Annotated in this window: 22 protein-coding genes; 11 read left to right on the forward strand and 11 right to left on the reverse strand. The window is 67.4% G+C overall.

Going from position 1 to position 22906, the window contains the following annotated elements; translation table 11 throughout:
• Positions 1 to 36 precede the first annotated feature (36 nt).
• The 6 genes from C7T96_RS01000 to C7T96_RS01025 all read left to right on the forward strand — a co-directional run bounded on the left by C7T96_RS01000 (position 37) and on the right by C7T96_RS01025 (position 5949).
• The gene (locus tag C7T96_RS01000) at positions 37 to 1614 is read left to right on the forward strand and encodes an ABC transporter ATP-binding protein (protein WP_199190386.1); all 1578 of its coding nucleotides are present in this window, start codon (positions 37 to 39) and stop codon (positions 1612 to 1614) included.
• A complete protein-coding gene (locus C7T96_RS01005; RefSeq protein WP_106569313.1) occupies positions 1614 to 2732 on the forward strand; it encodes an ABC transporter permease in 1119 nt (372 codons plus the stop codon). Before C7T96_RS01000 ends, C7T96_RS01005 begins: the two co-directional genes overlap by 1 nt.
• Positions 2719 to 3693 carry an ABC transporter permease gene (locus tag C7T96_RS01010; protein ID WP_106569314.1) on the forward strand — a complete coding sequence of 325 codons (975 nt, stop codon included), beginning with the start codon at positions 2719 to 2721 and terminating at the stop codon, positions 3691 to 3693. The genes C7T96_RS01005 and C7T96_RS01010 overlap by 14 nt, the downstream gene beginning before the upstream one ends.
• A gap of 63 nt (positions 3694 to 3756) precedes the next feature.
• Positions 3757 to 4833, forward strand: coding sequence for a BMP family ABC transporter substrate-binding protein (locus C7T96_RS01015; protein WP_106569931.1), 1077 nt, complete (start codon positions 3757 to 3759; stop codon positions 4831 to 4833).
• Between the two features lie 199 nt (positions 4834 to 5032).
• Positions 5033 to 5329 (forward strand): hypothetical protein, encoded by a 297-nt coding sequence (locus C7T96_RS01020; RefSeq protein ID WP_146149122.1) that lies wholly within the window; start codon positions 5033 to 5035, stop codon positions 5327 to 5329.
• Positions 5330 to 5385: 56 nt separating this feature from the next.
• The gene (locus C7T96_RS01025) at positions 5386 to 5949 is read left to right on the forward strand and encodes a L,D-transpeptidase (RefSeq protein WP_106569316.1); all 564 of its coding nucleotides are present in this window, start codon (positions 5386 to 5388) and stop codon (positions 5947 to 5949) included.
• An 81-nt stretch (positions 5950 to 6030) separates the two neighbouring features.
• Here C7T96_RS01025 and C7T96_RS01030 read toward each other — a convergent pair whose 3' ends face one another.
• From C7T96_RS01030 to C7T96_RS01045, 3 genes are all read right to left on the reverse strand, one after another.
• Entirely contained in the window at positions 6031 to 6669 is a 639-nt protein-coding gene (locus tag C7T96_RS01030; RefSeq protein ID WP_106569317.1) for a glutathione S-transferase family protein, read from the reverse strand.
• Positions 6670 to 7015: 346 nt separating this feature from the next.
• Positions 7016 to 8107, reverse strand: a complete 1092-nt coding sequence (locus C7T96_RS01040) for an aminomethyltransferase family protein (protein WP_106569319.1) — start codon at positions 8105 to 8107, stop codon at positions 7016 to 7018.
• Positions 8108 to 8120: 13 nt separating this feature from the next.
• Entirely contained in the window at positions 8121 to 9677 is a 1557-nt protein-coding gene (locus C7T96_RS01045) for a trimethylamine methyltransferase family protein (protein ID WP_106569320.1), read from the reverse strand.
• Between the two features lie 102 nt (positions 9678 to 9779).
• On the opposite strand from C7T96_RS01045, the gene C7T96_RS01050 reads away from it, so the two are divergent.
• A complete protein-coding gene (locus tag C7T96_RS01050) occupies positions 9780 to 10664 on the forward strand; it encodes a LysR substrate-binding domain-containing protein (RefSeq protein ID WP_106569321.1) in 885 nt (294 codons plus the stop codon).
• A 93-nt stretch (positions 10665 to 10757) separates the two neighbouring features.
• On the opposite strand, the gene C7T96_RS01055 is transcribed toward C7T96_RS01050, so the two are convergent.
• From C7T96_RS01055 to C7T96_RS01065, 3 genes are all read right to left on the reverse strand, one after another.
• Positions 10758 to 11696, reverse strand: coding sequence for an SRPBCC domain-containing protein (locus tag C7T96_RS01055; protein WP_106569322.1), 939 nt, complete (start codon positions 11694 to 11696; stop codon positions 10758 to 10760).
• Positions 11693 to 12034, reverse strand: coding sequence for a metalloregulator ArsR/SmtB family transcription factor (locus C7T96_RS01060; RefSeq protein WP_199190387.1), 342 nt, complete (start codon positions 12032 to 12034; stop codon positions 11693 to 11695). Before C7T96_RS01060 ends, C7T96_RS01055 begins: the two co-directional genes overlap by 4 nt.
• 133 nt (positions 12035 to 12167) lie before the next feature.
• Positions 12168 to 12974, reverse strand: a complete 807-nt coding sequence (locus tag C7T96_RS01065; RefSeq protein WP_106569324.1) for an AraC family transcriptional regulator — start codon at positions 12972 to 12974, stop codon at positions 12168 to 12170.
• 50 nt (positions 12975 to 13024) lie between these two features.
• Between C7T96_RS01065 and C7T96_RS01070 the strand changes: the two genes are divergently transcribed.
• Complete coding sequence (locus tag C7T96_RS01070) at positions 13025 to 13645, forward strand: LysE family translocator (protein ID WP_245414032.1); 621 nt, start codon at positions 13025 to 13027, stop codon at positions 13643 to 13645.
• A gap of 62 nt (positions 13646 to 13707) precedes the next feature.
• Here the strand turns inward: C7T96_RS01070 and C7T96_RS01075 are convergent, their stop codons facing one another.
• Positions 13708 to 14352 carry a metalloregulator ArsR/SmtB family transcription factor gene (locus tag C7T96_RS01075; RefSeq protein WP_106569325.1) on the reverse strand — a complete coding sequence of 215 codons (645 nt, stop codon included), beginning with the start codon at positions 14350 to 14352 and terminating at the stop codon, positions 13708 to 13710.
• Positions 14353 to 14409: 57 nt separating this feature from the next.
• Between C7T96_RS01075 and C7T96_RS01080 the strand changes: the two genes are divergently transcribed.
• Positions 14410 to 15858, forward strand: coding sequence for an MFS transporter (locus C7T96_RS01080; protein ID WP_106569326.1), 1449 nt, complete (start codon positions 14410 to 14412; stop codon positions 15856 to 15858).
• 21 nt (positions 15859 to 15879) lie between these two features.
• Here the strand turns inward: C7T96_RS01080 and C7T96_RS01085 are convergent, their stop codons facing one another.
• A complete protein-coding gene (locus tag C7T96_RS01085; RefSeq protein WP_106569327.1) occupies positions 15880 to 17070 on the reverse strand; it encodes an MFS transporter in 1191 nt (396 codons plus the stop codon).
• 101 nt (positions 17071 to 17171) lie between these two features.
• Between C7T96_RS01085 and C7T96_RS01090 the strand changes: the two genes are divergently transcribed.
• Positions 17172 to 18065 (forward strand): LysR family transcriptional regulator, encoded by an 894-nt coding sequence (locus C7T96_RS01090; protein WP_106569328.1) that lies wholly within the window; start codon positions 17172 to 17174, stop codon positions 18063 to 18065.
• 23 nt (positions 18066 to 18088) lie between these two features.
• Here C7T96_RS01090 and C7T96_RS01095 read toward each other — a convergent pair whose 3' ends face one another.
• Positions 18089 to 18985, reverse strand: coding sequence for a DMT family transporter (locus C7T96_RS01095; RefSeq protein ID WP_106569933.1), 897 nt, complete (start codon positions 18983 to 18985; stop codon positions 18089 to 18091).
• Positions 18986 to 19038: 53 nt separating this feature from the next.
• Positions 19039 to 19716, reverse strand: a complete 678-nt coding sequence (locus C7T96_RS01100) for a GntR family transcriptional regulator (protein WP_106569329.1) — start codon at positions 19714 to 19716, stop codon at positions 19039 to 19041.
• A gap of 70 nt (positions 19717 to 19786) precedes the next feature.
• Here C7T96_RS01100 and C7T96_RS01105 point away from each other — a divergent pair, with 70 nt between their 5' ends.
• Entirely contained in the window at positions 19787 to 20998 is a 1212-nt protein-coding gene (locus tag C7T96_RS01105; RefSeq protein WP_280951709.1) for a benzoate/H(+) symporter BenE family transporter, read from the forward strand.
• Between the two features lie 53 nt (positions 20999 to 21051).
• Here the strand turns inward: C7T96_RS01105 and recQ are convergent, their stop codons facing one another.
• Positions 21052 to 22851 carry a DNA helicase RecQ gene (recQ, locus tag C7T96_RS01110; RefSeq protein ID WP_106569331.1) on the reverse strand — a complete coding sequence of 600 codons (1800 nt, stop codon included), beginning with the start codon at positions 22849 to 22851 and terminating at the stop codon, positions 21052 to 21054.
• Between the last annotated feature and the right edge of the window lie 55 nt (positions 22852 to 22906).

Raw genomic sequence — 22906 nt, forward strand, 5'->3', positions numbered from 1 at the left:
AGCCGGGAACAAAAGAACACATTAAGGGGAATTCTTGTGACGGGTGATCACGCTCGGCTGGGCGAAGCCCTTCTCGACGTCCGCGGTCTCACCAAGATATTCGGGACCCTGCGCGCTTGCGACGGCGTCGACCTGACGATCTCGAAAGGTGAAATCCACGCGCTTCTCGGCGAAAACGGTGCCGGCAAATCGACGCTGGTGAAAATGCTGTTCGGCTCGCTGGAACCGAATGCGGGCGAGATCCTGTGGCGGGGAAAGCCGGTGCGCATCACCAGCCCGAACGCCGCGCGCCAACTCGGCATCGGCATGGTCTTCCAGCATTTTTCGCTGTTCGAGGCGCTGACGGCGGCCGAAAACATCGCTCTGTCGCTGGCCTCCGACACGCCGATTTCCACCATCGCGGCCAAGGCCCAGGCGCTGTCGCACAGCTATGGTCTGCCGCTCGATCCCTATGCGCTGGTGGGCGATCTGTCTGTGGGCGAGCGCCAGCGCATCGAAATCATTCGCTGCCTGCTGCAAACGCCGGACCTGATCATCCTCGACGAGCCGACCTCGGTGCTGACGCCGCAGGAGGCCGACCGGCTGTTCGAGACCCTGGAGCGGCTGCGCGGCGAGGGCAAGTCGATCCTCTATATCTCCCACCGTCTGGAGGAAGTGAAACGCATGTGCGACCGCGCCACCGTGCTGCGGCACGGCAAGGTGGTCGGCCATTGCGATCCGCAACAGGAGACGGCCGCCTCGCTGGCGCGGATGATGGTGGGCTCGGAGGTTCACGAGATCGTCCGCGAGCCGGCCAAGGGCGCCGAAGCGGCCGCCGTCCTGCTTGAGGTCGACCATCTCGACCGGGCGCCGGCGACACCGTTTTCGATCCCGTTGCGCGACGTCTCTTTGTCGGTGCGGGCGGGCGAGGTGATCGGCATCGCCGGCGTGGCCGGCAACGGCCAGGGCGAGTTCTTCGAGGCGATCTCCGGCGAGGCGACCCAGGCGCGCGCCGACACGGTGCGCATCCGCGGCGAAAATGTCGGCCTGATGGGCATCTCCGGGCGCAGGCTGACGGGGGCCGCTTTCGTGCCCGAGGAGCGACTCGGCCACGGCGCGGCGCCGGCGATGACCTTGTCGGAAAACCTGCTTCTGTCCCGGCACGCCACCGACGACAAAGCCTTTCTGGGCAGCGCCGGCACGGTGCTGACCGGTGCGCTGGCGACGGCGGCGCGGCGCATCAACGAGATGATGGACGTGCGCAAGAGCGCCGAGGACCCGGCCGCTTCGGCGCTGTCGGGCGGCAACCTGCAAAAATTCATCATCGGGCGCGAGCTCGACCGCAAGCCGGCGGTGATGATCGTCAACCAGCCGACCTGGGGTGTGGATGCGGGGGCGGCGGCGCATATCCGCCAGGCCTTGATCGAATTGGCGCGGGCCGGTTCGGCGGTGCTGGTCATCAGCCAGGATCTCGATGAGCTGTTCGAGATTTCCGATGCGATCGCGGTCATGCATAACGGCGAATTGTCCAAGCCGATCCCGATCGCGGACGCGACGTTCGAAAAGATCGGCCTTTTGATGGGTGGCGCGGAGCCCGGTCACGTGCCGCACGAGCAGCGGATGGAGGTGGCGTGATGCGGGTCGAACTCGTCAAGCGACCACAGCAATCGGTGCTGTTTTCGGCGCTGTCGCCGTTCATCGCCTTCGCCTTGATGGTGATCGCAGGCGCGATCATCTTCCTGGCGCTCGGCAAGAACCCGGTCACCGGGCTTTATGCCTATTTCGTCCAGCCGCTCACCGAGATCTGGTCGCTGCATGAACTGGCCATCAAGGCGGCGCCGCTGATCCTGATCGCGGTCGGGCTGTGCGTGTGCTTTTTGTCCAACAACTGGAACATCGGCGCGGAAGGCCAGTTCACCATCGGCGCGATCACCGGCGCGGCGCTGCCGCTCTATTTTCCCGACATGCACAACGTGGCCGTGCTGCCGCTGATGCTGGCGTTCGGCGCCGCCGGCGGCGCGCTCTACGCCGCGATCCCGGCCCTGTTGAAGGCGCGTTTCAACACCAACGAGATACTGACCTCGCTGATGCTGGTCTATGTCGCCCAGCTCGTCCTGGACTGGCTGGTCAGGGGTCCCTGGCGCGATCCGGCCGCGATGAGCTTTCCCCAGGCGCCGGCCTTCCATTCCTGGGCGGTGCTGCCCGAATTGCTGCCGGCCTCGGGCCGCGCCAATTGGGGGATCGTGTTCGCGCTCGTTGCCGCGTTCGCGGTCTGGTTCATGCTGGCGCGCACACTGAAGGGGTTCGAGGTCAAGGTCGTCGGCCAGAGCCCGCGCGCCGGTGCCTTCGGCGGGTTTTCGACCGCCCGCACCATTGTCTTCGCCTTTCTGGTGTCGGGCGCGCTCGCCGGTCTCGCCGGCATCACCGAGGTCTCCGGGGCGATCGGCCGTCTGCAGCCGCAAATATCGCCCGGCTACGGTTTTGCCGCGATCATCGTCGCCTTTCTGGGACGGTTGAACCCGCTTGGCATCGTCGCGGCCGGGTTCGTGCTGGCCTTGTCTTATCTCGGCGGCGAGGCGGCGCAGATCGAAATCGGCGTGACCGACAAGACGGTGCGCGCCTTCCAGGGCATGTTGTTGTTCTTCGTGCTCGCCTGCGACACGCTGATCCACTATCGGGTCCGCCTCGTTCGCCCCGCGCCGGCGACGGCCGCAAAACCGCTCGCTACGGAGGCCGCTCATGGGCATCACTGAAGCCATCTTGCTGACGATCGCCACGGCGGCCACGCCGCTGCTATTGGCGGCGATCGGTGAACTCGTCGTGGAGCGCTCTGGCGTCCTCAACCTGGGGGTGGAGGGCATGATGCTGATGGGGGCGGTCGCCGGCTTCGGCATGGCGCTCACCACCGGCCAGCCTTGGCTGGGCATCCTGGCCGGGGCGCTCGCCGGCACGCTGTTTTCGCTGCTGTTCGGCTTTCTGGCGCTCACCCTGGTCACCAACCAGGTGGCGACCGGGCTGGCCCTGACCCTGCTGGGCATCGGCCTGTCGGGCATGATCGGCGAGGCCTTTGTCGGCCAGCCGGGCGTGAAGCTCGGCGCGCTCGACATTCCGGTTCTGTCGGATCTGCCGCTGGTCGGCCGGCTCCTGTTCGGCCAGGATCCGATGTTCTACATCTCGCTGCTTCTGACCGGCGGGGTGATGTGGTTCCTGTTCCACACCCGCGCCGGACTGACCCTGCGCTCGGTCGGCGACAGCCATTCCTCCGCGCACGCGCTCGGCATCAAGGTGGTGGCGATCCGCTATCTGGCGGTCATGTTCGGCGGCGCCTGCGCGGGGCTCGCCGGGGCGCAGCTTTCGCTGGTCTATACAACGCAATGGATCGAGAACATGACCGCCGGACGTGGCTGGATCGCACTGGCGCTGGTGGTGTTCGCCTCCTGGCGACCGTGGCGGGTGCTTGCCGGCGCCTATCTGTTCGGCGCCATAACCATCGCCCAGCTCCATATTCAGGCGACCAATCTGAGCGACCTGGCCTCCTGGCCGGCCCCGCTCTACTGGCTGGCCGAACTGGTCAAGTCGATCCCGTCGCAGTTTTTGTCCGCGTTGCCCTATCTGGCCACGGTGGTCGTACTCGTCCTAATCTCGCGCAACAGGCGATTGACGATGATGAACACACCGGCTTCATTGGGCAGACCCTTCGTGCCGGACCGCTGACACCCGAAAACGGCAACTAGGCGGAAACGTCCTCCAGAGGACTCAACAGAGAGGTATCCAGTGATGAGAAGAGTACTGCTTGCACTGACGGCTTCGGCGGCGATGCTCGTCGCCACCGGCGCCATGGCCCAGGACAAGACCAAGGCCTGTTTCATCTATGTCGGTCCGATCGGCGATTTCGGTTGGTCGTATCAGCATCATCAGGGCGTGCTCGAGATGCAAGAGAATCTCGGCGGCGAGGACAAGGTCGAGATCGCCTATCTGGAAAGCGTGCCGGAGGGCGCCGATGCCGAACGCGCCATCGAGCGTTTCGCGCGGTCCGGCTGCGACATCGTCTTCACCACCTCGTTCGGCTACATGGACGCCACCAACAAGGTGGCGGCCAAGTTTCCGGACGTGAAGTTCGAGCACGCCACGGGCTTCAAGCGCGAGCATCCCAATGTCGCGACCTACAATTCCAAGTTCCACGAGGGTCGCTACGTCCAGGGCGTGATCGCCGCCAGCCTGTCCAAGGAAGGTGTGGCCGGTTACATCGCCTCCTTCCCGATCCCGGAAGTGGTGATGGGCATCAACGCCTTCGTGCTCGGCGCGCAGTCGGTCAATCCCGACTTCAAGGTCAAGGTGGTGTGGGCCAATACCTGGTTCGATCCGGGCAAGGAGGCCGACGCGGCCAAGGTACTGATCGACCAGGGTGTCGACATCATCACCCAGCACACCGATTCCACCGCGCCGATGCAGGTCGCCGCAGAGCGCGGCATCAAGGCCTTCGGTCAGGCGTCGGACATGATCAAGTTCGGCCCCGAGACGCAGCTGACCTCGATCATCGACGACTGGGCGCCCTATTACATCGAGCGCGTCAAGGCGGTGATGGACGGCACCTGGGAGCAGCACGACGTCTGGCACGGCATGGCCGAGGGCCATGTCGTCATGGCTCCCTACGCCAACATGCCCGATGAGGTGAAAAAGGCGGCCGAGGAGACCGAGGCCAAGATCAAATCCGGCGAATTCGACCCGTTCACCGGGCCGATCATGAAGCAGGACGGCAGCGAATGGCTGAAGGAGGGCGAAGTTGCCGAGGAAGGCGTGCTTCTGGGCATGAATTTCTACGTCAAGGGCGTTGACGACAAGCTGCCGCAGTAAGATCGGCCTTGCCGACGCATTCGAAAGGGGCGCCCGCAGGGTGCCCCTTTTTCGTTCGACCGACATATGGCTCGTGACACGCGGCTGTCGGGAACGCCGTGACAGGCGGGCGGCCCGGTGCAATGCAAGGGCGCCCCCCGTGTTCGGGGCGGGGCTGGATTTGCCGCCTGCGCTGACGTACCAATTTTGCATGAGGCTGGTGGCGACCTGGATCCTGGCGTTGATGTTCGCGGTGGCGACCGTGCCGCCGCATGGCCCGGTTTCGGCGGCCGGCATCGGCGATGACGGCGTCGCGGCCGAGACCGCGGGGCTGGACTGTTGTGACGCCGCAAGCGGCGATACGATCGATGCCGCCAGTCATTGCGCACTCGACTGCAAGGGGCTTTTCGAAGCCACCGGCGCGGTGGCGCCGGTGCGGGGGGACAGATTTCTGCCTGGGCGCGGCGCTGACGTGCCTCGCCAACTGGCACGGCGGCGCGATCGACCTCCGATCTGAATGGACCGCAACGACGTCCGAGCGGCGTCAGGTTCATCATCGATCGAGGTTGTTTCATGTTTTCAAGACGCAGTTTCCTGTTCGGCGCGTGCGCCGGCCTGTTCGTTCCGGTTTCGTCCGCTTGGGGGCATCCGAACGCAAACAAGATATCGCTGGAGCCGCGGTTCGCGCCGCAAACGGTTTCCTTCTCCGGTTACGCGCCCGGCACGATCGTGGTCGATCCGCGCAACTATTATCTCTACCTGCAACTGCCCGGCGGGCGCGCGCGCCGCTATGGCGTCGGTGTCGGTCGGGCCGGACTCGCCTTTCGCGGCGAAGCGACGGTCGGGCGCAAGGCGGAATGGCCCCGCTGGACCCCGACCAAGAACATGATCCGCCGCGAACCGGGCAAATATGCGCGTTTCGCCGGTGGGGTGCCGGGCGGACCCGGCAATCCGCTCGGCGCGCGGGCGCTTTATCTCTATCACGGCCAGCGCGACACGCTTTATCGCATCCACGGCACCAACCAGCCCGGCTCGATCGGCCGTTCGGTGTCGAACGGCTGCATCCGCATGATCAACGCGCACGTGATTGATCTCTATCAGCGCGTGCCGGTCGGCGCGCGGGTGGTGGTGCGGTAAGGTCGGGTCACGCGCCGGACGGCCCGATCTCGGGGCGCCGGCGCGGGACGAGATCTGTGGCCGCAGTCGGTTTCGCCGCGATCAGTCCGCCGCCGAAAAATGCGCCATCTGGTCGGCATGCGCCCTGACAAAGGCCGGGCGCGTCGTGGCGCGCGCGACATAGGCGCGGCAGGCCGGATGGTTTTCCAGCCTGTCGAACCGGTCGACGAGGCGCAGCACGTCGGCCATGGCGATGTCGGCGACGGAAAAATCTCCGGCCAGCCATTCGCGAGCCGCCAGGACCGGCTCCACGTGCTGGAGGCGCGATTCGAGAAATTCGTCCAGCCGTTTCCAGCCCGGCGTGTCGCCGGTCAAGCCGGAAAATACGAATATCGACCAGGGCAGGCTCGCCGCCTCGACGGAATTGAGCGCGGCGAACAGCCATTTTATCGCTTCGTTGCGACCGTACGGGTCGGTCGGCAACACTCTCTCGCTGCGCATGCCCAGGTGATGCAGGATCGCGCCGCTCTCGAAGATCGACAGATCTCCGTCGGTCAGCCACGGCACCTGGCCGAAGGGCTGGTGGTCAAAATGCGCGGGCTTGCGCTCGCGAAACGGCGTGCTGTCGACGCGATAGGGCAGGCCGGCCTCTTCGAGGGCCCAGCGCAGGCGCAGGTCGCGCACATAACCGCGCGGTGTTTCGGGAACCCAATCGAAGGTGGTCAGGACCAGGTCGGCCATTCGGCAACTCCATTCTCGGGCGTGGGAGGCGACGCCGCAAACGGCGCCGTCATGGCGGGGCGGGCCGGTTTCGGGTCCGATCACGACGCTGGCCGGCGCCGGTTTCGCGTTTTCAATGCCGCGTCGGATACTCTGCGCCGCCTGGTCCGCGTCTTTGTCGCTTCCGCGCGGCGTTGCGATTGCGGCGGCGACGAAGCCCGGTCGACGGTTTGATATGAGTTGATATCAACGTGTGAGCGGCCGCGTGTCAACCGGTCCCGTCGTTGAAACCTTCGATGCGCGGCCCGTGGCGGTCAAGGGGCAGGCGGGGGCGCCTCAAATCCTTCCCGTCTCACGAGGACCGGCTCTAGCCGCGCGTGCGCGATTTTTGTGGATCGTGAAGGGGCAGGGCAATGACCGTCGCGCTGGCCTCCACCCCGTCGCCGCGAAGAGTAAGCCTCCCGCCTGTGGCGATGCCGGGCGTGACATGGGCGAGCGCGAGCGATTGGCCGAGACGGCGCGACCAGCAGGGGCTGTTGACGACGCCGACCGGGCGCTCGTCCTGATAGAGTTGTGCGCCGCCCGGTGCGGCCTCGGCCATGTCGACGCGCAGGCCGACATTGCGAAGCGCCTCGCTGCCTTCGGCCGCAAACAGGGCGGATCGGCCGCGAAAAGCCGGTTTCTTGCGGCTGACGGTAAAGCCCAGGCCGACCTCCCATGGGGTGTGGGTGTCGTTCATGTCGTAGCCGTAAAACAGCAATCCGGCCTCGATCCGCAAAATGTCGAGCGCGCTGAAGGAACACGGCATCGCGCCGGCCGCCGCCAGCCCGTCCCAGACCGCGCCGGCATCGGCTTCGTCGACGAACAGCTCGTAACCGCGCTCGCCGGAATAGCCGGTGCGCGAAATGCGGATGGAGCATCCGAACAGCTCGCAGGCGCGGTGATGGAAATAAGCCAAGGAGGCGATGTCGTCGGCCCCGGCCGCTTGCAGCAGCGTTGCCGAAAGCGGTCCCTGCACCGAGATGTTGTGCAGCGCGTCGGTGAAGACGGCCGTCACGTCGCGCCCTTTCGCGGAGGCGTCCAGCAGCGCCGACGTGTCGCCAGAGCCGTGCACGATCATCCACTCGTCCTCGCCGAGATTGTAGACGATCGCGTCGTCGGCCATCGTGCCCTTTTCCGTCAGCACCGACAGATAGGCTGCCTGGCCCGGCGCCAATCTGGTCAGGTCGCGTGTCGTCAGGTGATCGAGGCTCGCCATCGCGTCGGGGCCGCGCACCAAAATCTTCTTCAGCGGCGACATGTCGAACATGCCGACCTTTTCGCGCACCGCGTCGTGCTCGTCGTTGGGATCGGTCGCGTAACTCCACGCGGTGCCCATGCCGTTCCAGTCCTCCAGACCGGAGCCGAGCGCTCTGTGGCGGTCGGCGAGGGCGGAGGTGCGGCTCAGGGGATCGGTCATTGCGGGTCACTCCTCAATACCAGGCATCGGGCATTTCAGCCTTGCGGCGTGTGACGAAATCGGCCAGCGCTTCGGCGGCGCCGGGATCCATGGGCGGGGCCTCGTAGGCGGCGAGCATGTCTTTCCAGCGCCGGTTCGCGCGCTGCGCCAGGTCCGGTCGTCCGGCCTCGACCCAGGTCTCGTAAGGCCCGGCTTCGGGAATATCGGGCTGGTGGTTGGCGGTTCGGAAGTGGCGCAGCGTGTGGCTTGTCGACAGAAAATTCTGTCCGGGCCCGGTCTCGCGATAGGCGTCGCGCCCCATCGCCTCGGCGTCGGTGGCAAAGCCCCGGATCAGCCGCAGCATCGCGCCGCACTGATCGAGATCCATCACGAACTTTTCGTAGGACATGGTCAGCCCGCCCTCGAGCCAGCCCGCCGCATGCCAGACCATGTTGGCGCCGGAGAGCACGGTGGCCCACATCGCGCTGGCGCTGTCGGCCATGGCCTGGCCGTCGGGTGCGTTGGCGGCCGTGATCTGGCCGCCGCCCGAGCGCACCGGCACGCCGAGGCGGCGGCCGAGCTGGCCGAGCGCCAGCGTGGCGAGGCCGGCTTCCGGGCTGCCGAAGGTCAGCGCGCCGGACTTCAGGTTCATCGTCGAGTGAAAACTGCCGAGAACGCACGGGCAGCCGGGGCGCACAAGCTGGGCGAGCGCGATGCCCGCCATGCCTTCCGCAAGCGTCTGGGCAGCCACCGCCGCCGGGCTGACAGGCCCCATGGCGCCGCCGAAAATCGCCGGCGACACCGCCACGCTCTGGCCGGCTGCCGCATAGGCGCGCAGCGCCCCGGACATGGTATCGTCAAAGACCAGCGGCGAATTGACGTTGATATTGGCCTGGATGACGGCGTTCTGCGCCATGAACTCCGCGCCGAACGCGATTCTGGCCATGGCGATGGAATCGGCGGCCCTTTCGGGCGCGGTGACACTGCCCATGAACGGCTTGGTCGAAAGCGTCAGATGCGTCGCGACCATGTCGAGGTGACGCTTGTTGACCGGAATGTCCGTCGGTTCGCAGACCGTGCCGCCGGAATGGTGCAGATAAGGCGATATGAAGGTCAGTTTGACGAAGTTGCGAAAGTCTTCGAGCTCGGCGTAACGGCGTCCGCGGTCGAGGTCGCTGACGAATGGCGAGCCGTAGCCGGGCATGAACACCAGATGGTCGCCGCCCAGCACCAGGCTGTTTTTCGGGTCGCGCCCGTTGAGAGTGAAGGTGCGCGGCGCCGTGGCGCACAGGGCGCGCGTGTGGCCGGGATCGAAACGCACCCGGGCATCGTTCACCGTGGCGCCGGCCCGGCGAAACAGCGTCAGCGCCTCCTCGTCGCCGCGAAACTCGATGCCGATTTCCGACAGGATCCAGTCCGCCTGTTCCTCGATGGCGGCAAGCGCGTCGTCGTCGAGCAACGCGTAGGCCGGAATGCGCCGCAGCGCGGCACCGCATTCCAACACGGCCTCGCCGCCGTTTCTTGGTTGCCGCCGGGTGCGGCGGTCGGCCCGCGGTGAGGCGTGGGGAGTGGCGATCGCGTCTGCTGCCATGGTGTTTGCGCCCTGATCGGTCGGGCTGCAGAGTTGACCGCAACGCGCCGTCGCGCAAACCAGTTCTTTTCACCGACCGTCTAATGAAGTTAAACTCGTTCCATGCGGTTCAGGCACTACGACGCGCTGCGCACCTTCGTCACGGTGGCGATCGAAGGCTCTTTTACATCCGCTGCCGCCGATCTGGGGCTGACCAAGGGGGCGGTCAGCCATCAATTGCGCACGCTGGAAGATCAGCTCGGGTTTAAAGTCTTTGAACGTATGCCGCGTGGCGTCATGCTCACGGAAAAGGGGGAGGCGTTGTTCGACGTGGCGCGCGTGGCCTTCGGCGCCATCGACCGGCAGATAGATGGCCTGCGCGCCGACGGACGTCGCTCGGTGACGCTCGGCCTGTCGACCTATCTGGCGTCGCGATGGCTGTCGTCCAGGCTGATGGATTTCCTGCACACCCATCCGGCGATCCGCCTGCGTCTCCAGCCGACGATCGACCTCCACCATCTCCAGCGCGATGGGATCGACATTGCCATTCGCTGGGGCAGGGGGGAATGGACCGACATGGCCAGCGAGCGCCTGTTTTCGTGTCCCGCCTTTCCGGCGGTGGCGCCAAAGGTCCTGGACGCGCTCGGCACCGACGAGCCGGCGCGCGTGCTGACGCGGTTGCCGCTTTTGCACGACCGCGACGACAGCCGCGCCTGGCGGGACTGGTTTGCGGTTGCCGGGCTTTCGCTTGACGACAGGGCGACGACGTTGACGATCCGCGATCCGAACGTGCGTGTTCAGGCCGTCATCGACGGCCAGGGCATCGCCCTGTTCGATCGCTTCGTCGAGGCCGAATTGGCCGCGGGACTGTTGCAGCGCCTGTCGCCGCACATGCTCGAGGAGTACGGATATTATCTGGCTTTTCCGCCCGGCAGCCTCGCCAATCCGGATGTCGCCTCATTGGCCGGCTGGTTGCGGGAGGCCGCCAAACAGGGTTCGCCGACCTGAGCCGAACCGGCGTTCCGGCCCGCGGCCGGCGGTTCGGAAGGGAGGAACCGACGTCCCGCCGCTGCTCCGGGAAGAGAACCCCGATCGTATGTGCTAGGCCGCAGTGCCCGGTCGGGACGCGATGAAGCGCTCCAGCTTGCCCAGCGTCTGCAGGCCAAGTTCGATGGCGCCGAAGCCTTTTGCTTGCTGAAATTCCGCCTCGGTGGAGAACACCATGCCGAGGGTCACCGCGGTCGCCCCGTCCTGGTCTTCGAACGCGACCCAGGCGTCGGCGTGTTTCGGCCCGTTCTCGCCCCACAACAGTGTGTAGCCGATCCTTTCCTCCGGTCGCACCTCGCCATAACGATGATGGTTGGGAAAAACCGTTCCATCCGGCGCGATCATGTCAAAAACCCAGTCGCCGCCGGTTCGCAGATCGATCCTCCGCGTGCGGCAGGAAAACCCGTCCGGACCCCACCATTGCGGCAGCGCATCGGGGTGCATCCAGCTGTTCCAGACGACGGCTCGCGGCGCCTCGATCGTGCGCTGCAGCACCATGGTGCGCCCGGCCACGCCGTCGAGATTGGCAAGGGCCGCATCGAAACCCTGCCGGTACCCCGCTTCGATATCCTCTGCGAGGGCGGAAAGCTGCACGGTAACGACCACACGGCTGCCCTCGTCGGTGCCGGAAAAATCGGCCGTCACCAAAGCCACCGATTGCGTCACGCCGCGTGATGAGATCACCTCGTAGTTCACGCTGCGCACCGCCGGCTCCAGATCCAGCCAGCCGCATTCACAGCGTATGTCGGGCTCGCCCGCGACCTTGCACAGCGAAACTTCGCGTCCGCCCACCCGGGTGTCGGCTTCCAGGAATTCCACGGTGACGGCGGGCGTGGGGGCGGCCCAGATCGCCCGCGCCGCCGGAACCGTCCAGGCCTGCCACAGCACGGACAAGGGCGCGGCCACGTCCCGCTCGAAAGTGAGTGTCGCGAAGCGGCCCGGCAGGGGATCGCGCGCTGGGATCATGCCGTGAGGGTTCGGTTTCGATGTCATTGCGTACGGTCCTTCATTGCCTTGATCGCAAATGCCTCCAGCCGGTCGAGCCGGGCTTCCCACATGGCCCGCTGCTGGTCGAGCCAGGAGCGAACCGGGTCGAGCGCTTCCGGCACGATGGCGCAGGTGCGTATCCGCCCGTCCTTGGCGGTGGTGATCAGTCCGGCCTCCTCGAGCACCGAAATGTGCCGCATCACCGTGGGCAGGCGCAGGCCCGTGGGTTCTGACAAATCCGTGACCCGGGCGGGCCCTTCGGCCAGTCGGGTCAGGATCGATCGACGGGTCGGATCGCTCAGCGCATGGAAGAGCAGCGAGAGTTCCTGATGATGCTTAGCCATGATGCTAACTATCATCGATTGCTTCGGCGCACAACGAACACTTTGTCGATTAGCTAAGTTTTTTCATGGCGACGGGCTGGAACCTCGCTGCCGGCCGTGGTGCAGGCCGGCCAACCGGGCAGAGGCCCTGGGCTCACCGGCTCTCGTGGAGCGCCTGCCAGCGTCCGGGCGTCATGCCGAAGGCCCGCAGGAAGTGCCGCGTCATGTGGCTCTGGTCGCTGAACCCGGCGGCGAGCGCCGCATCGGCCAGGCTTTCGCCCGCAAGGATCCGCCGTTTCGCCACATCGAGCCGCCGCATCAGGCCGTAACGCATCGGGCTGACGCCGTAGACCCGGCGGAACTGGCGCGCGATCGCAAAACGGCTGAGACCGTATGCGGCCTCGAGCGCCGACATGGAGACGGCGGCGCCGGGCGTGTCGTCGAGCTCGACCTTGATGCGGCGCAGCGTCTCCTTGGCGATGGGCGTCTTGCGTCGCGGCCGGCCGGCAAGGCGCTCCAGAGCGGCGGTGAGATCGGCGAGCGCGCTGACGAGGGCCGTGTCCGATGGTGCATCAACACGCGCCTCGATCAGGGCGCCGATCGCTTGGATCAACCCGGCATCGGTCAGGACGGGGCTGGCGACGAAGGGCAGCGGGCCCAGCCCGCTGGCCTCCGCGATAAGCCGGGGCGCGATGTGGAGCGCGCGATAGCCATAGCCGTCCTCCGTTCCGGGCCGCCCGTCATGCCTCTCGTCGGGATGGAGGATGAAGGCCTGGCCGGCCAAAGCGTGGCGCTCTTCGCCCCGGTAGCGGAAGCGTTGCACGCCGTGCGCCGTCGTGCCGATGACGTAGCTGTCATGGCGGTGGGGGCGGTAGCCGGTTCTCAGGCCCGCCGTCTCGACGATCTCCAGACCGGTCGCGACGGGGCGGGAGCGGATCAGGCCGGCGCCGGGGCCGGTCATGGCGCACGATCGTTCAAGACAGGGGGAAGCGCGGCGGCGATCATGGTCCGATGATGGAGGATCTGCCGCATCTTGCAAACGCGCTCGGCCTGCTCTGGCTCGCCGCTTTCCCGCTGATGGGCAGCCCTGGCCCGGCAACGCTCAGTCTTGCCGGGATCGGCACCGCCTACGGCTTCCGGCCGGGCCTGCCCTATCTCGCCGGCATCGTCGCCGGCACGACCGGGGTGCTCTTGATGATCGCAACCGGCGTCACCGCGCTGATCCTGGCGCGGCCGGAGTTCGTGGTGGTGCTGACCGGGATCGCGGCGGCCTATATCGTCTATCTCGCCTGGAAGATCGCGACGGCCCCGGTCGGACGGGCAGCCCTTGACGGCGCCAGCGCACCCGCCTTCGTGCCGGGCTTTCTGCTGGCGCTCGCCAATCCGAAGGCCTTTGCCGCCATCGGCGCGGTCTATGCCAGCCAAACGCTGGTTCCGGGCCATCTCGGCGCGGATACGGGCGCAAAGCTCGTGGCGCTCGCCCTCGTCATCGTCATCGTGAACACCGCCTGGCTGGCCTTCGGCGCGAGTTTCTCGCGGCTCCTGCGCCATCCGAGAATCGGCCGCGCGGCCAATATCGCGTTCGCGCTGATGCTGCTCGCCTCGGTCGGGCTGGCGCTGGTCGCCGCATGAGGATAGCCGCTTCCATCAGGCCCGGGACGGGACGAATGCACGGCCGCGCCGGACAGTCTTGCTTACACTTCGGCGGGTTGGCTGGCGTGGCCGATCGCATAGGCGCAGCGGCGGGCGCCGTCGAGCACGTGCTCGGTGCGCTCTACCGTGGCGCCGGGGCCGAGAACGGCGCGGAAGATCGCCAGTTCCGATCGGCACAGGCCCTGACAGGCGGCGGCCGCCGCGCAGATCGGGCAATGGTTTTCGACCAGCACGAAGCCGCCATCGTCCGTCCGCTGCCAGTCGGCCATGTAGCCCTCGGCGCTGCGCAACGCGGCGAGTTTCGCCACGCGCGCTTGAAGCGTCGCGCAGCCGGCCATCGCCGCTTCGTACTTGGAAAGCGTTTGCGCCTCGCGATGGGCGATCAGCCGCTCGAGCCCGTCGGCACCGAACACGGCCCTGGTCGAGGCCAGCATATCCAGCGTCAGGTCCGAATGGCGGTCTGGGAAGCGTCGATGGCCGTGTTCCGTCAGCGCCCAGTAGCGCAGGGGGCGGCCGCGCCCGTGCCGGCGATCCTCCGGCGCGACAAGGCCGGCCTCGGCCAGTTTGGCGAACCATTGCTGCGCGCCGGCCGGCGTCATGGCGAGCGCCGCCCCGGCATCCCGGGCGGTCACCGGACCCCGACTCTTGATCAGATAGAGCAGTCGTTCGTCGGTCGGCCTTGACATCGGTCTCTTTTTAGAAAGTAATCACTTTATATAATATCGACCGAAAGGCCGCCGTCAATGGCCGAACACGCCTCCCACAGCCGCGTCACCTGGTCCGAGGTCCTGACGCGCGATCATGCGCCGGCGCTGGCGCTGGTGTGCCTCGGCGTCTGGCTGCACGCCGCCGACGGGCTGATCGTGGCGACCATGCTGCCGGCGATCGTCGCCGAGATCGGTGGCGGGGCGCTGGTCGCCTGGTCGGTGGCGCTTTACGAGATCGGCTCCATCGTTGCCGGCGCCACCGGCGGTTTCCTGGTCCTGCGCTCCGGCTTGCGCCTGCCGATGACGCTTGCCGGCCTCCTGTTCGCCATCGGCTGCCTTGTCAGCGCGTTTGCGCCGACCATGCCGGCGCTGCTCGCCGGCCGTCTCCTGCAAGGGCTCGGCGGCGGCGGTTTGATGGCGCTGTCCTTCGTCGCTGTCTCCATCCTGTTCCCCAAGCGGCTGATGGCGCGGGCCATGGCGGCGATCTCGGCGCTGTGGGGCGTATCGTCCTTTCTCGGTCCCCTGATCGGCGGACTGTTCGTCGAATATGCCAGTTGGCGGGCCGGGTTCGTCTTTTTCGCCGCGCAGGCGCTGGCGCTTGCGCTGTGGATCGGACTGGTGGCCAGGCTCGGGGCACGGCCGCCGGCGGCGGAGCTGTCGAATAATGTGCCACTGCTCCGGCTTGCCGTTCTGGCAGCCGGCGTGGTCGCCGTTGCCTATGCCGGCATCGATATCGATCCGGTGGCGACGCCGACCTTCATCGCCGCCGGCACGGCTTTGCTGATCGTCTTTCTCGTCCTCGACGGGCGCGCCGGACCCGACCGGCTGCTGCCGTCGGTGCCGTTCGGTCTCGGAACGGCTCATGCCAGCGCGCTCACCATGGTGTTGGCGATGTCGGCGGCGACCATCGCGATTACCGCCTACGGCCCTTTGCTGGTCGTCGCCATCCATGGGGCGTCGGCGATCGTCGCCGGCTATCTGGTCGCCTGTTCGGCGGTCGGCTGGACGGTGTTCGCGATCCTCGTGTCTGGTGCCGATCCGCGCCACGACCCCAAATACATAGCCGTGGGCATGGCGATGGTGGTGGCGAGCATCGCCGGGTTCGCGCTCGCCGTGCCGGCCGGCCCGGTCTGGTTGATCGCGCTCGTCGCGATCCTTGAGGGCGGCGGATTCGGTATCGCCTGGACCTTCGTCCTGCGCCGGGTGACGACGCTTTCCGACCCCGCCGAGACCGAACGCATCTCCGGTGCGATCCCCACGGTGCAGCGACTCGGCTATGCGCTCGGCGCGGCCTATATCGGCATCATCGCCAATGCGACCGGCTTCGCGCAGGCGGACACGGCTGAAGCGTTCCTGCCGCCGGCCCGCTGGGTGTTTTTTGGCAGCCTGCCGCTGGCGCTGGTCGGCCTGGTGGCGATGATCCGGTTCGTCTCGCCCGCCATCGCCGATGCGCGGCACCGTCAGGGCAAAAAGGCCCTGTCGTGACGGCCCGCACCGATAGACCGCTCAATCGCACTGCGCTTCGGCCTCTTGGCCGGCAAGGGTCGGCTCGGCGGGCCGGAAGGCGATGGCGCCGATAAGCGTCGCCGTAAGATAGATGCCTGCGACGAGGGCGTAAAAACCGGCTGCGCCCAGCAATGTCGTCGTCCCGCCGGCGAGCGCGGGAGCGATCGTCGAGGCGATGGCATAGACGGCGGCGAAGGCGATCGTGGCTGCCGTCAGCGCCTCGCCGGCGAACCGGTCGCCGATCAGCGCGAGCCCCGCCGTGTAGAGCCCGTAATTGGCGCCGCCCCAGATCAGCATCAACGCGGCGACGGGCCAGAAGCCGAGTGGTCCGCCGATTGCGATGGCAAGCGTGCAGGCAAGCGACAGCGCGCCGCAGACAAGCACGCTGCGGCGCCGGCCGATACGGTCGAGCGCGAAGCCGACGACCGGCTGTCCGACCAGAAGGCCGACATGGAAAACGGTGACGAACAGCGCCCCCTGTTGCAGCGAAAATCCCTGACCGAGCGTGATCACCGGCAAAAGGCTGATCGCCACCGCGTCGATTGACGAGCCGATGAAGACGAAGGCGAAAGCGGACGGATAGCCGATGACCGCCGGCAGGATGCCGCGCGCCGAAGCGGGCCGGACCGCCATATCGACCGGTTGCCGCGCGCGGGCGAACGGCAGTGCCGCGAGCGCGGTGATGAGGGCGCAGGCGGCCAGGATCGGCAGCGGCCGGTCGGGCAGGGCGGCGACGACCGCCGGACCGAGCACGAAGCCAACCGCCACGGCCGTGCTGTAAAGCCCCATGACCCGGCCGCGACGTGCCGGGTCGGCAAAGGTATTGAGCGCGGCTTCGGCGACGATGAACATCAGATTGGCGCCGATCCCGAGCACCATGCGGGCGAAAAAGACGGTCCAGAAATCCCGGACACAGGCGAGCACCACGAGTGCGGCCGTCATCACGCCCACGCCGACCATCGCGGTCGTGCCGGCGCCGACGCGGCGGGCCACCGGCGGCATGACAAGAACCCCCGCGACCAGGCCGAGGCCCGTGGCGGACGCATTGAGGCCGTTGAGGGCGTCCGAAACCTGACCGGACAAGACGACGCCGAGCAGCGGATAGGTCGTGCCCATGGCCAGCCCGTAGATCAGCACGCCGAAAACAAGGGCGGCGATGATGCTGGTGGCTTCGATCCTGGATGACGTCATGTCCGCGGCGCTCCGATTGTGTGCATGCACACAAGAGAAAGCAGGGATAAAGCTCAAGCGATGGATTCTTGCTCCAGCGTACGTTTTTGTTACGCTGGGGCATGCGCAAACTTCCCAATCTCAACGCCCTGCGCGCCTTCGACGCCGCCGCCCGACAGGGCAGCTTCGCCCGCGCCGCCGACGAGCTCGGCGTCAGCCATGCCGCCGTCAGCCGACAGGTGCGCAACCTGGAGAGTGAACTGGGCGTCGCCCTGTTCGAGCGCCATGCCCGCCATGTCGTGCTGACCGGCGAGGGCAGCCTGCTTGCCCGCACCGTGGCCGATTCGCTGTCGGCGCTGGAGATCGACACCGGGCGTCTGCGCCGCCGCGTCGGTCGTCGCACGGTGGTGCTCGATATCGAGTCCGATCTTGCCACACGCTGGCTGATGCCGCTGCTGACGGAGGCGGCGCTGGTCGAACTCAACGTTCATCTCGACATCCGCGTGCGGCCCGACCCGCCGCGCGCGGTGCTTGGCGACGCCGATCTGGCGTTGACCTGGGGGCCGGCGCAGTGCACGGGCTTTCGCACCGAGCCGTTTCTGGATTTCGACGGCTTTCCGGTCGCCGCGCCGGCGCTGATCGAAAAAGGCCCGGCGCTCGACGATCCGGCCTTCTTCCTGGTGCATCGGCTGATCCACGAGCGCGGTATCTTCTGGTGGCGGCGCTGTTTCGAGGCACTCGGCCTGTCGCTCGACGACGCGGCCGGACACCTTTACTTCAACCGCTCGCACCTGTGCGTCGATGCGGCGATGCGCGGCATCGGGATTGCCATCGGCGATGATGTGATCTGCCACGAGGCGCTTCGATCTGGTACGCTCGTGCGCCTGCCCGAACCGGTGATGGCCAGCCGCGAGCGCTATTTCATGCTGGTGCCCGACACGCGGCATCTTTCGCAGCCGGTGCGCCGTGTGCGCGATTGGCTGATCGCGCAGGCGGGCCGGCACGAACGGCGCTAAGATTTCGCCCTGTGGGCAGGGCCTCAGCGCGATGCGCGCGTCAGCAACACCATCGCGGCAACGAGCAGGGCCGCGCCCAAGAGACCGAGGGCGCCGAGCCGCTCGTCGAACATGAGCCAGGCCAGCAGCGTCGCCGTCAGCGGCTCGGTCAGCGCGGCGATGCTGGCGACTGTTGCGCCGGCACGCTTCATGCCGGCAAAGAAGACGATATAGGCAAACCCGGTCGGCACCAGCCCGATATAGAGCAACAGCCACATTCCGTCTGTCGAGACCGACGCGGGTATAGTGAGCAGGGCGACGGGCAGCAGCATCAGCGCGCCGGCGCCAAGGCCGATGCCGATCAGCGTGAACGGGTGATGGCGCGGCGCCAGCACGCGGCTGAACAGGGTGAAGACGGCGAAGCTCGCCGCCGAACCGAGCGCCCAGGCCGTGCCGGCCAGGACGGCGGCCTGCGTCACCCCGACGTCGGAGGGCACACCGACGAGCATGGCGGTGCCGGCGATGCCGATGGCCAGCGCACCGATGATCGGCGCGGTCAGACGCTCGCCCAGAAAACCGCCGGCGAGCAGCGCCACCATCAAGGGCGCGGTGCAGATCGTTACCAGCGTGGCGATGGCGACCCCGGTGGTGGCGACGGCGGTGAAGTAAAAAAGCTGGTAGAGCGCCATCGAGACGCCGATCATCAGGATGGCGCCCAGTTCGCGGCCGGCGAAGGCGAAGGTGCGCCGGCCGACCGTGGCCAGCGACAGGACCAGCAGCAGCGGCGCGGCAAGCGCCAGCCGCACGAAGCCGACGAAGACCGGCGAAATCTCGACCGTGCCGTAAAGAAGCTTCGAGGCGACGCCGACCGTGCCCCAAAGCGCGGCCGCTATGGCAACCAGCAACACGCTGCCCAATGCAGGGACCGACGGTGCGTTCATCGGCGCCGCCTGCGGTGCTGATGCCAGGCGTCGGTGCTCTTTGCGTTCGCCATTCACGTTCCTTTGCCGGGCTTGCCGGATTGCGGCGTTCGATTTTCGAAAGCCGCCGCGAGCGTATCGCGCGCTCGGACGATATGGGCCATCAGGACCGCGCGGGCGCTGGCCTCGTCGCGGGCGCGGCAGGCGTCCAGCAGTTCCCGGTGTTCGGCGTCGGACGGGCCCTGATGGTCCATCGTGCCGATGGCGAGCCGCAGATAGCGGTCGGCGAGCGCGTTCAGGCTGTCGATATGGGCGAGCAGACGCGGCCGGCCGCAGGGCGCATGCAGCGTTCGGTGGAATTCGGCATTGAGGTCGCCGAACCGGTCGAGCGGCGCCGCCTCGATGTCGCGCTGGATCCCGGCGGCGCGGTCGATCTGCGCGTTGGTCAGGTGCGGCAGGGCGAGCCCGAGAGCCAGCGGCTCGGCGCTGGCACGCATGTCGAAAATGTCGAGAAGATCGTCCCTGCTCAGCCGCGCGACGATGGCCGAGCGGTTGGGCGGCACATCGACCAGCCCCTGCGCTTCCAGAAGGCGCAAGGCCTCGCGTACGGGCATGCGGCTGACGCCGAACCGCGCGGCGAGCGCGTCCTGACCGAGCCGCGCGCCGCCCTCGATCGCGCCCGAGACGATCTCGTCGCGCAGCCTTGCCGCGATCTCGCCGGCCTGTGCGCCGCGCTGCTGTCCGTCCCTCATGGCGTGCTCCGCCCTTCGACCCGCCTCGGTACACATAATCCACAGTTGACTTAATATCCAGATCATAAAATTGTATCCAACATTACGAAAATGGACGCGAAGGAGCGCCATGCGCCTGTCCCTCATAGTCTCGGCCCTGGTGGCCGTCATCGTCGGTTTCGGCGGTTCGGTCGCCATCGTCATCGCCGCCGCCGAGGCGGTCGGCGCGTCGCCCGCCGCCACCTCGTCCTGGCTCGCGGCGGTCTGTCTGGCGAAGGCGATCGCATCGGGCTATCTCAGCACGCGCCACCGAATGCCGATCGTGCTGGCCTGGTCGACCCCGGGCGCGGCGCTGGTCGCCACCTCGTCGGGCATCGGCTTCGCCGAGGCCGTCGGCGCGTTTGCAGCCTGCGCAATTCTGATCCTGCTGACAGCGCTGGTCCGCCCGCTGGGCGACCTGGTGCGCCGCATCCCGACCTCGCTCGCGACCGCCGTCTTGGCGGGCGTGCTGTTCGACTTCGTTCTTGGCGCGGTGACCCGCTCGGCCACGCTGCCGCTGATCGGCGTGCCGATGATCGCGATCTTCGTGACGGTCCGGCTGTGGTCGCCGAGCTGGGCGGTGATCGGCGCGCTTGTCGCCGGCTTCGGCACGGCGCTCGCCTTCGGTCTGAACGATCCGCTGCCGGCGCCGGTGCTGTCGGAGTTCGTCTGGACCACGCCGCGCTTCGATGCCGCGGCGCTGATCGGGCTGGCGCTTCCGCTCTACATCGTCACCATGGCCTCGCAGAACCTGCCGGGCTTCGCGGTGCTGCGCGCCGACGGCTACGATCCGCCCGTCCGGTCGATCCTGGGCGTCACCGGGCTGGCCTCGCTTGTGAGCGCTCCGTTCGGCGCCCATACCACGTCGCTTGCCGCCATCACCGCCTCGATCTGCACAGGGCCCGACGCCCATCCCGATCCCGCCCGCCGCTGGCTGGGCGGGCTCGTCTATGCCGGCGGTTACATCGTGCTGGCGGCCGTTGCCGCGTCGGTGGTCGCGCTCTTCGCCGCGTTTCCGGCCGAACTGATCCTGATCCTTGCCGGCCTTGCCCTGACGGGGCCGTTCATCGGCGCGCTGTCGGCGGCCGTCTCGACCACCGACGACGCCTTTGCCGCCATCGTGACCTTCGTCGTGACGGCATCGGGACTGACACTGCTGGGCATCGGCGCCGCCTTCTGGGGGCTGATGGCGGGCCTTGCGCTGGAAGGCGCAAGGCGGATCGCACGAAGGGAGCCGGCACGTCCAAGAAAGGCCGCCGGCTAGGCGCGCTGGACGGCGTCGCGCAGGACGGGCTGAACCGCGTGCGGCGGCCCCGGTCAACCGTGCTGTGCGATGACGCTCAGAAAGGCCGGGCCGTAGCGGTCGAGCTTGGCTTCGCCGACGCCGGGCACGCTCGCCATTTCCGTGCGCGACGACGGCTTTGCGGCCGCGAGCTCGATCAGCGTCTTGTCGTGGAAGATCACATAGGGCGGCACGTTCTGCGTGCGCGCGATCTCCATGCGCTTTTTCCGCAGCGCCTCGAACAGCGCCTGGTCGGCTTCGGAGATCGCCGGCCGGGCGGCACCACCAACAGCGCCGCGGCGCCGCGCGCGCGGCGGGGCGGGCACGCGCAGCATCAGCGTGGGCTTGTCGCGCAGAAAATCGCGGCCGGCCGGGGCGATCGACAGGCCGCCGTGACCGGCAAGGTCGACGTCGACCAGGCGCAAGGCGATCAGCTGGCGCAGGACCGCCCGCCATGTGCGCTTGTCGTGTTCGGTGCCGATCCCGAAGGTGGAGATGCGGTCGTGGCCGAACTGGGCGATGCGATCGCTCTCCGTCCCCAGCAGCACGTCGACGACATAGGCCTGCCCGAACCGTTCGCCGGTGCGGTAGATGCACGACAGCGCCTTCTGCGCGGCGATGGTGCCGTCGAACAGTTTTGGCGGCTCGGCGCAGGTGTCGCAATTGCCGCACGGCGCGCCCGTGTCGCCGAAATAGGCCAGAAGCGCCTGTCGGCGGCAGCCGGCGGTTTCCGTCAGGCCGAGCAGCGCGTCCAGCTTGCCGCGCTCAACGCGCTTGCGTGGTTCGGGCGCGTCCGAGCCTTCGATGAAGCGGCTGCGCAGCGCGATGTCGTCGGACCCGTAGAGCATCAGCGCCTCGGCGGGCAGGCCGTCGCGGCCGGCGCGGCCGGTCTCCTGATAATAGGCCTCGATACTGCCCGGCAGGTCGATATGAGCGACGAAACGCACGTCGGGCTTGTCGATGCCCATGCCGAAGGCGATGGTGGCGACCATGATCACCGCCTCGCCGTGCTGAAAGCGCGCCTGGTTTGCCTCGCGCGCCGCCTTGTCCATGCCGGCGTGATAGGCGAGCGCGTCATGGCCCTGGTCCCTGAGCCAGGCGGCGGTCTCGTCGGTCTTGCGCTTGGACAGGCAGTAGACGATGCCGCTCTCGCCGGCGTGGCGCTTGAGAAAATCCTTCAGCTGCGCGCGCGGATTGTCCTTCTCCTCGATGGCGTAGCGGATATTGGGCCGGTCGAAGCCGGCGATGAAGGCGTTGGCCTCGGCGATGTCGAGATGGGCGAGGATCTCCGCGCGCGTCGGTTCGTCGGCCGTCGCCGTCAGCGCCATGCGCGGCGTGCCCAGAAACTGACGCACCAGCGCGTCGAGTTGACGGTAGGCGGGGCGGAAATCGTGCCCCCATTGCGACAGGCAATGCGCTTCGTCGATGGCAATCAGCGACAGGCGCGTGTCTTCGAGACGCTGGAGGATTTCCGGCCGCAGCAGCGTCTCGGGCGCGATATAGAGCAGGTCCACCGCGCCGTCGCGAATGTCGCGCCACAGCGCGCTGCGCGCGTCGGCCGGCAGGTCCGAATTGAGCGCCGCCGCGCGCACGCCGGCCTGCCGTAGCGCGGCGACCTGGTCGGCCATCAGCGCCAGCAGTGGCGACACGATAAGGCCCATGCCAGGCCGCGCGATGGCCGGGATCTGGTAGCACAGCGACTTTCCGCCGCCTGTCGGCATCAGCACGAAGGCGTTTCCGCCGGCGATGACATGCTCGACGATGCGCGCCTGCAGGCCTCGGAAGGCGTCGTAACCGTAGACGGATTTGAGGATCGAAAGGGCGTCGGCGGTCATGGTCTTCAAGTCAGGGAATCAGCAGGCGCCCTTCATAGCAGCTTTGGCCGGCATT

The organism is Nitratireductor sp. StC3, from assembly GCF_003015025.1.
Classification (GTDB): domain Bacteria; phylum Pseudomonadota; class Alphaproteobacteria; order Rhizobiales; family Rhizobiaceae; genus Mangrovimarina; species Mangrovimarina alexandrii.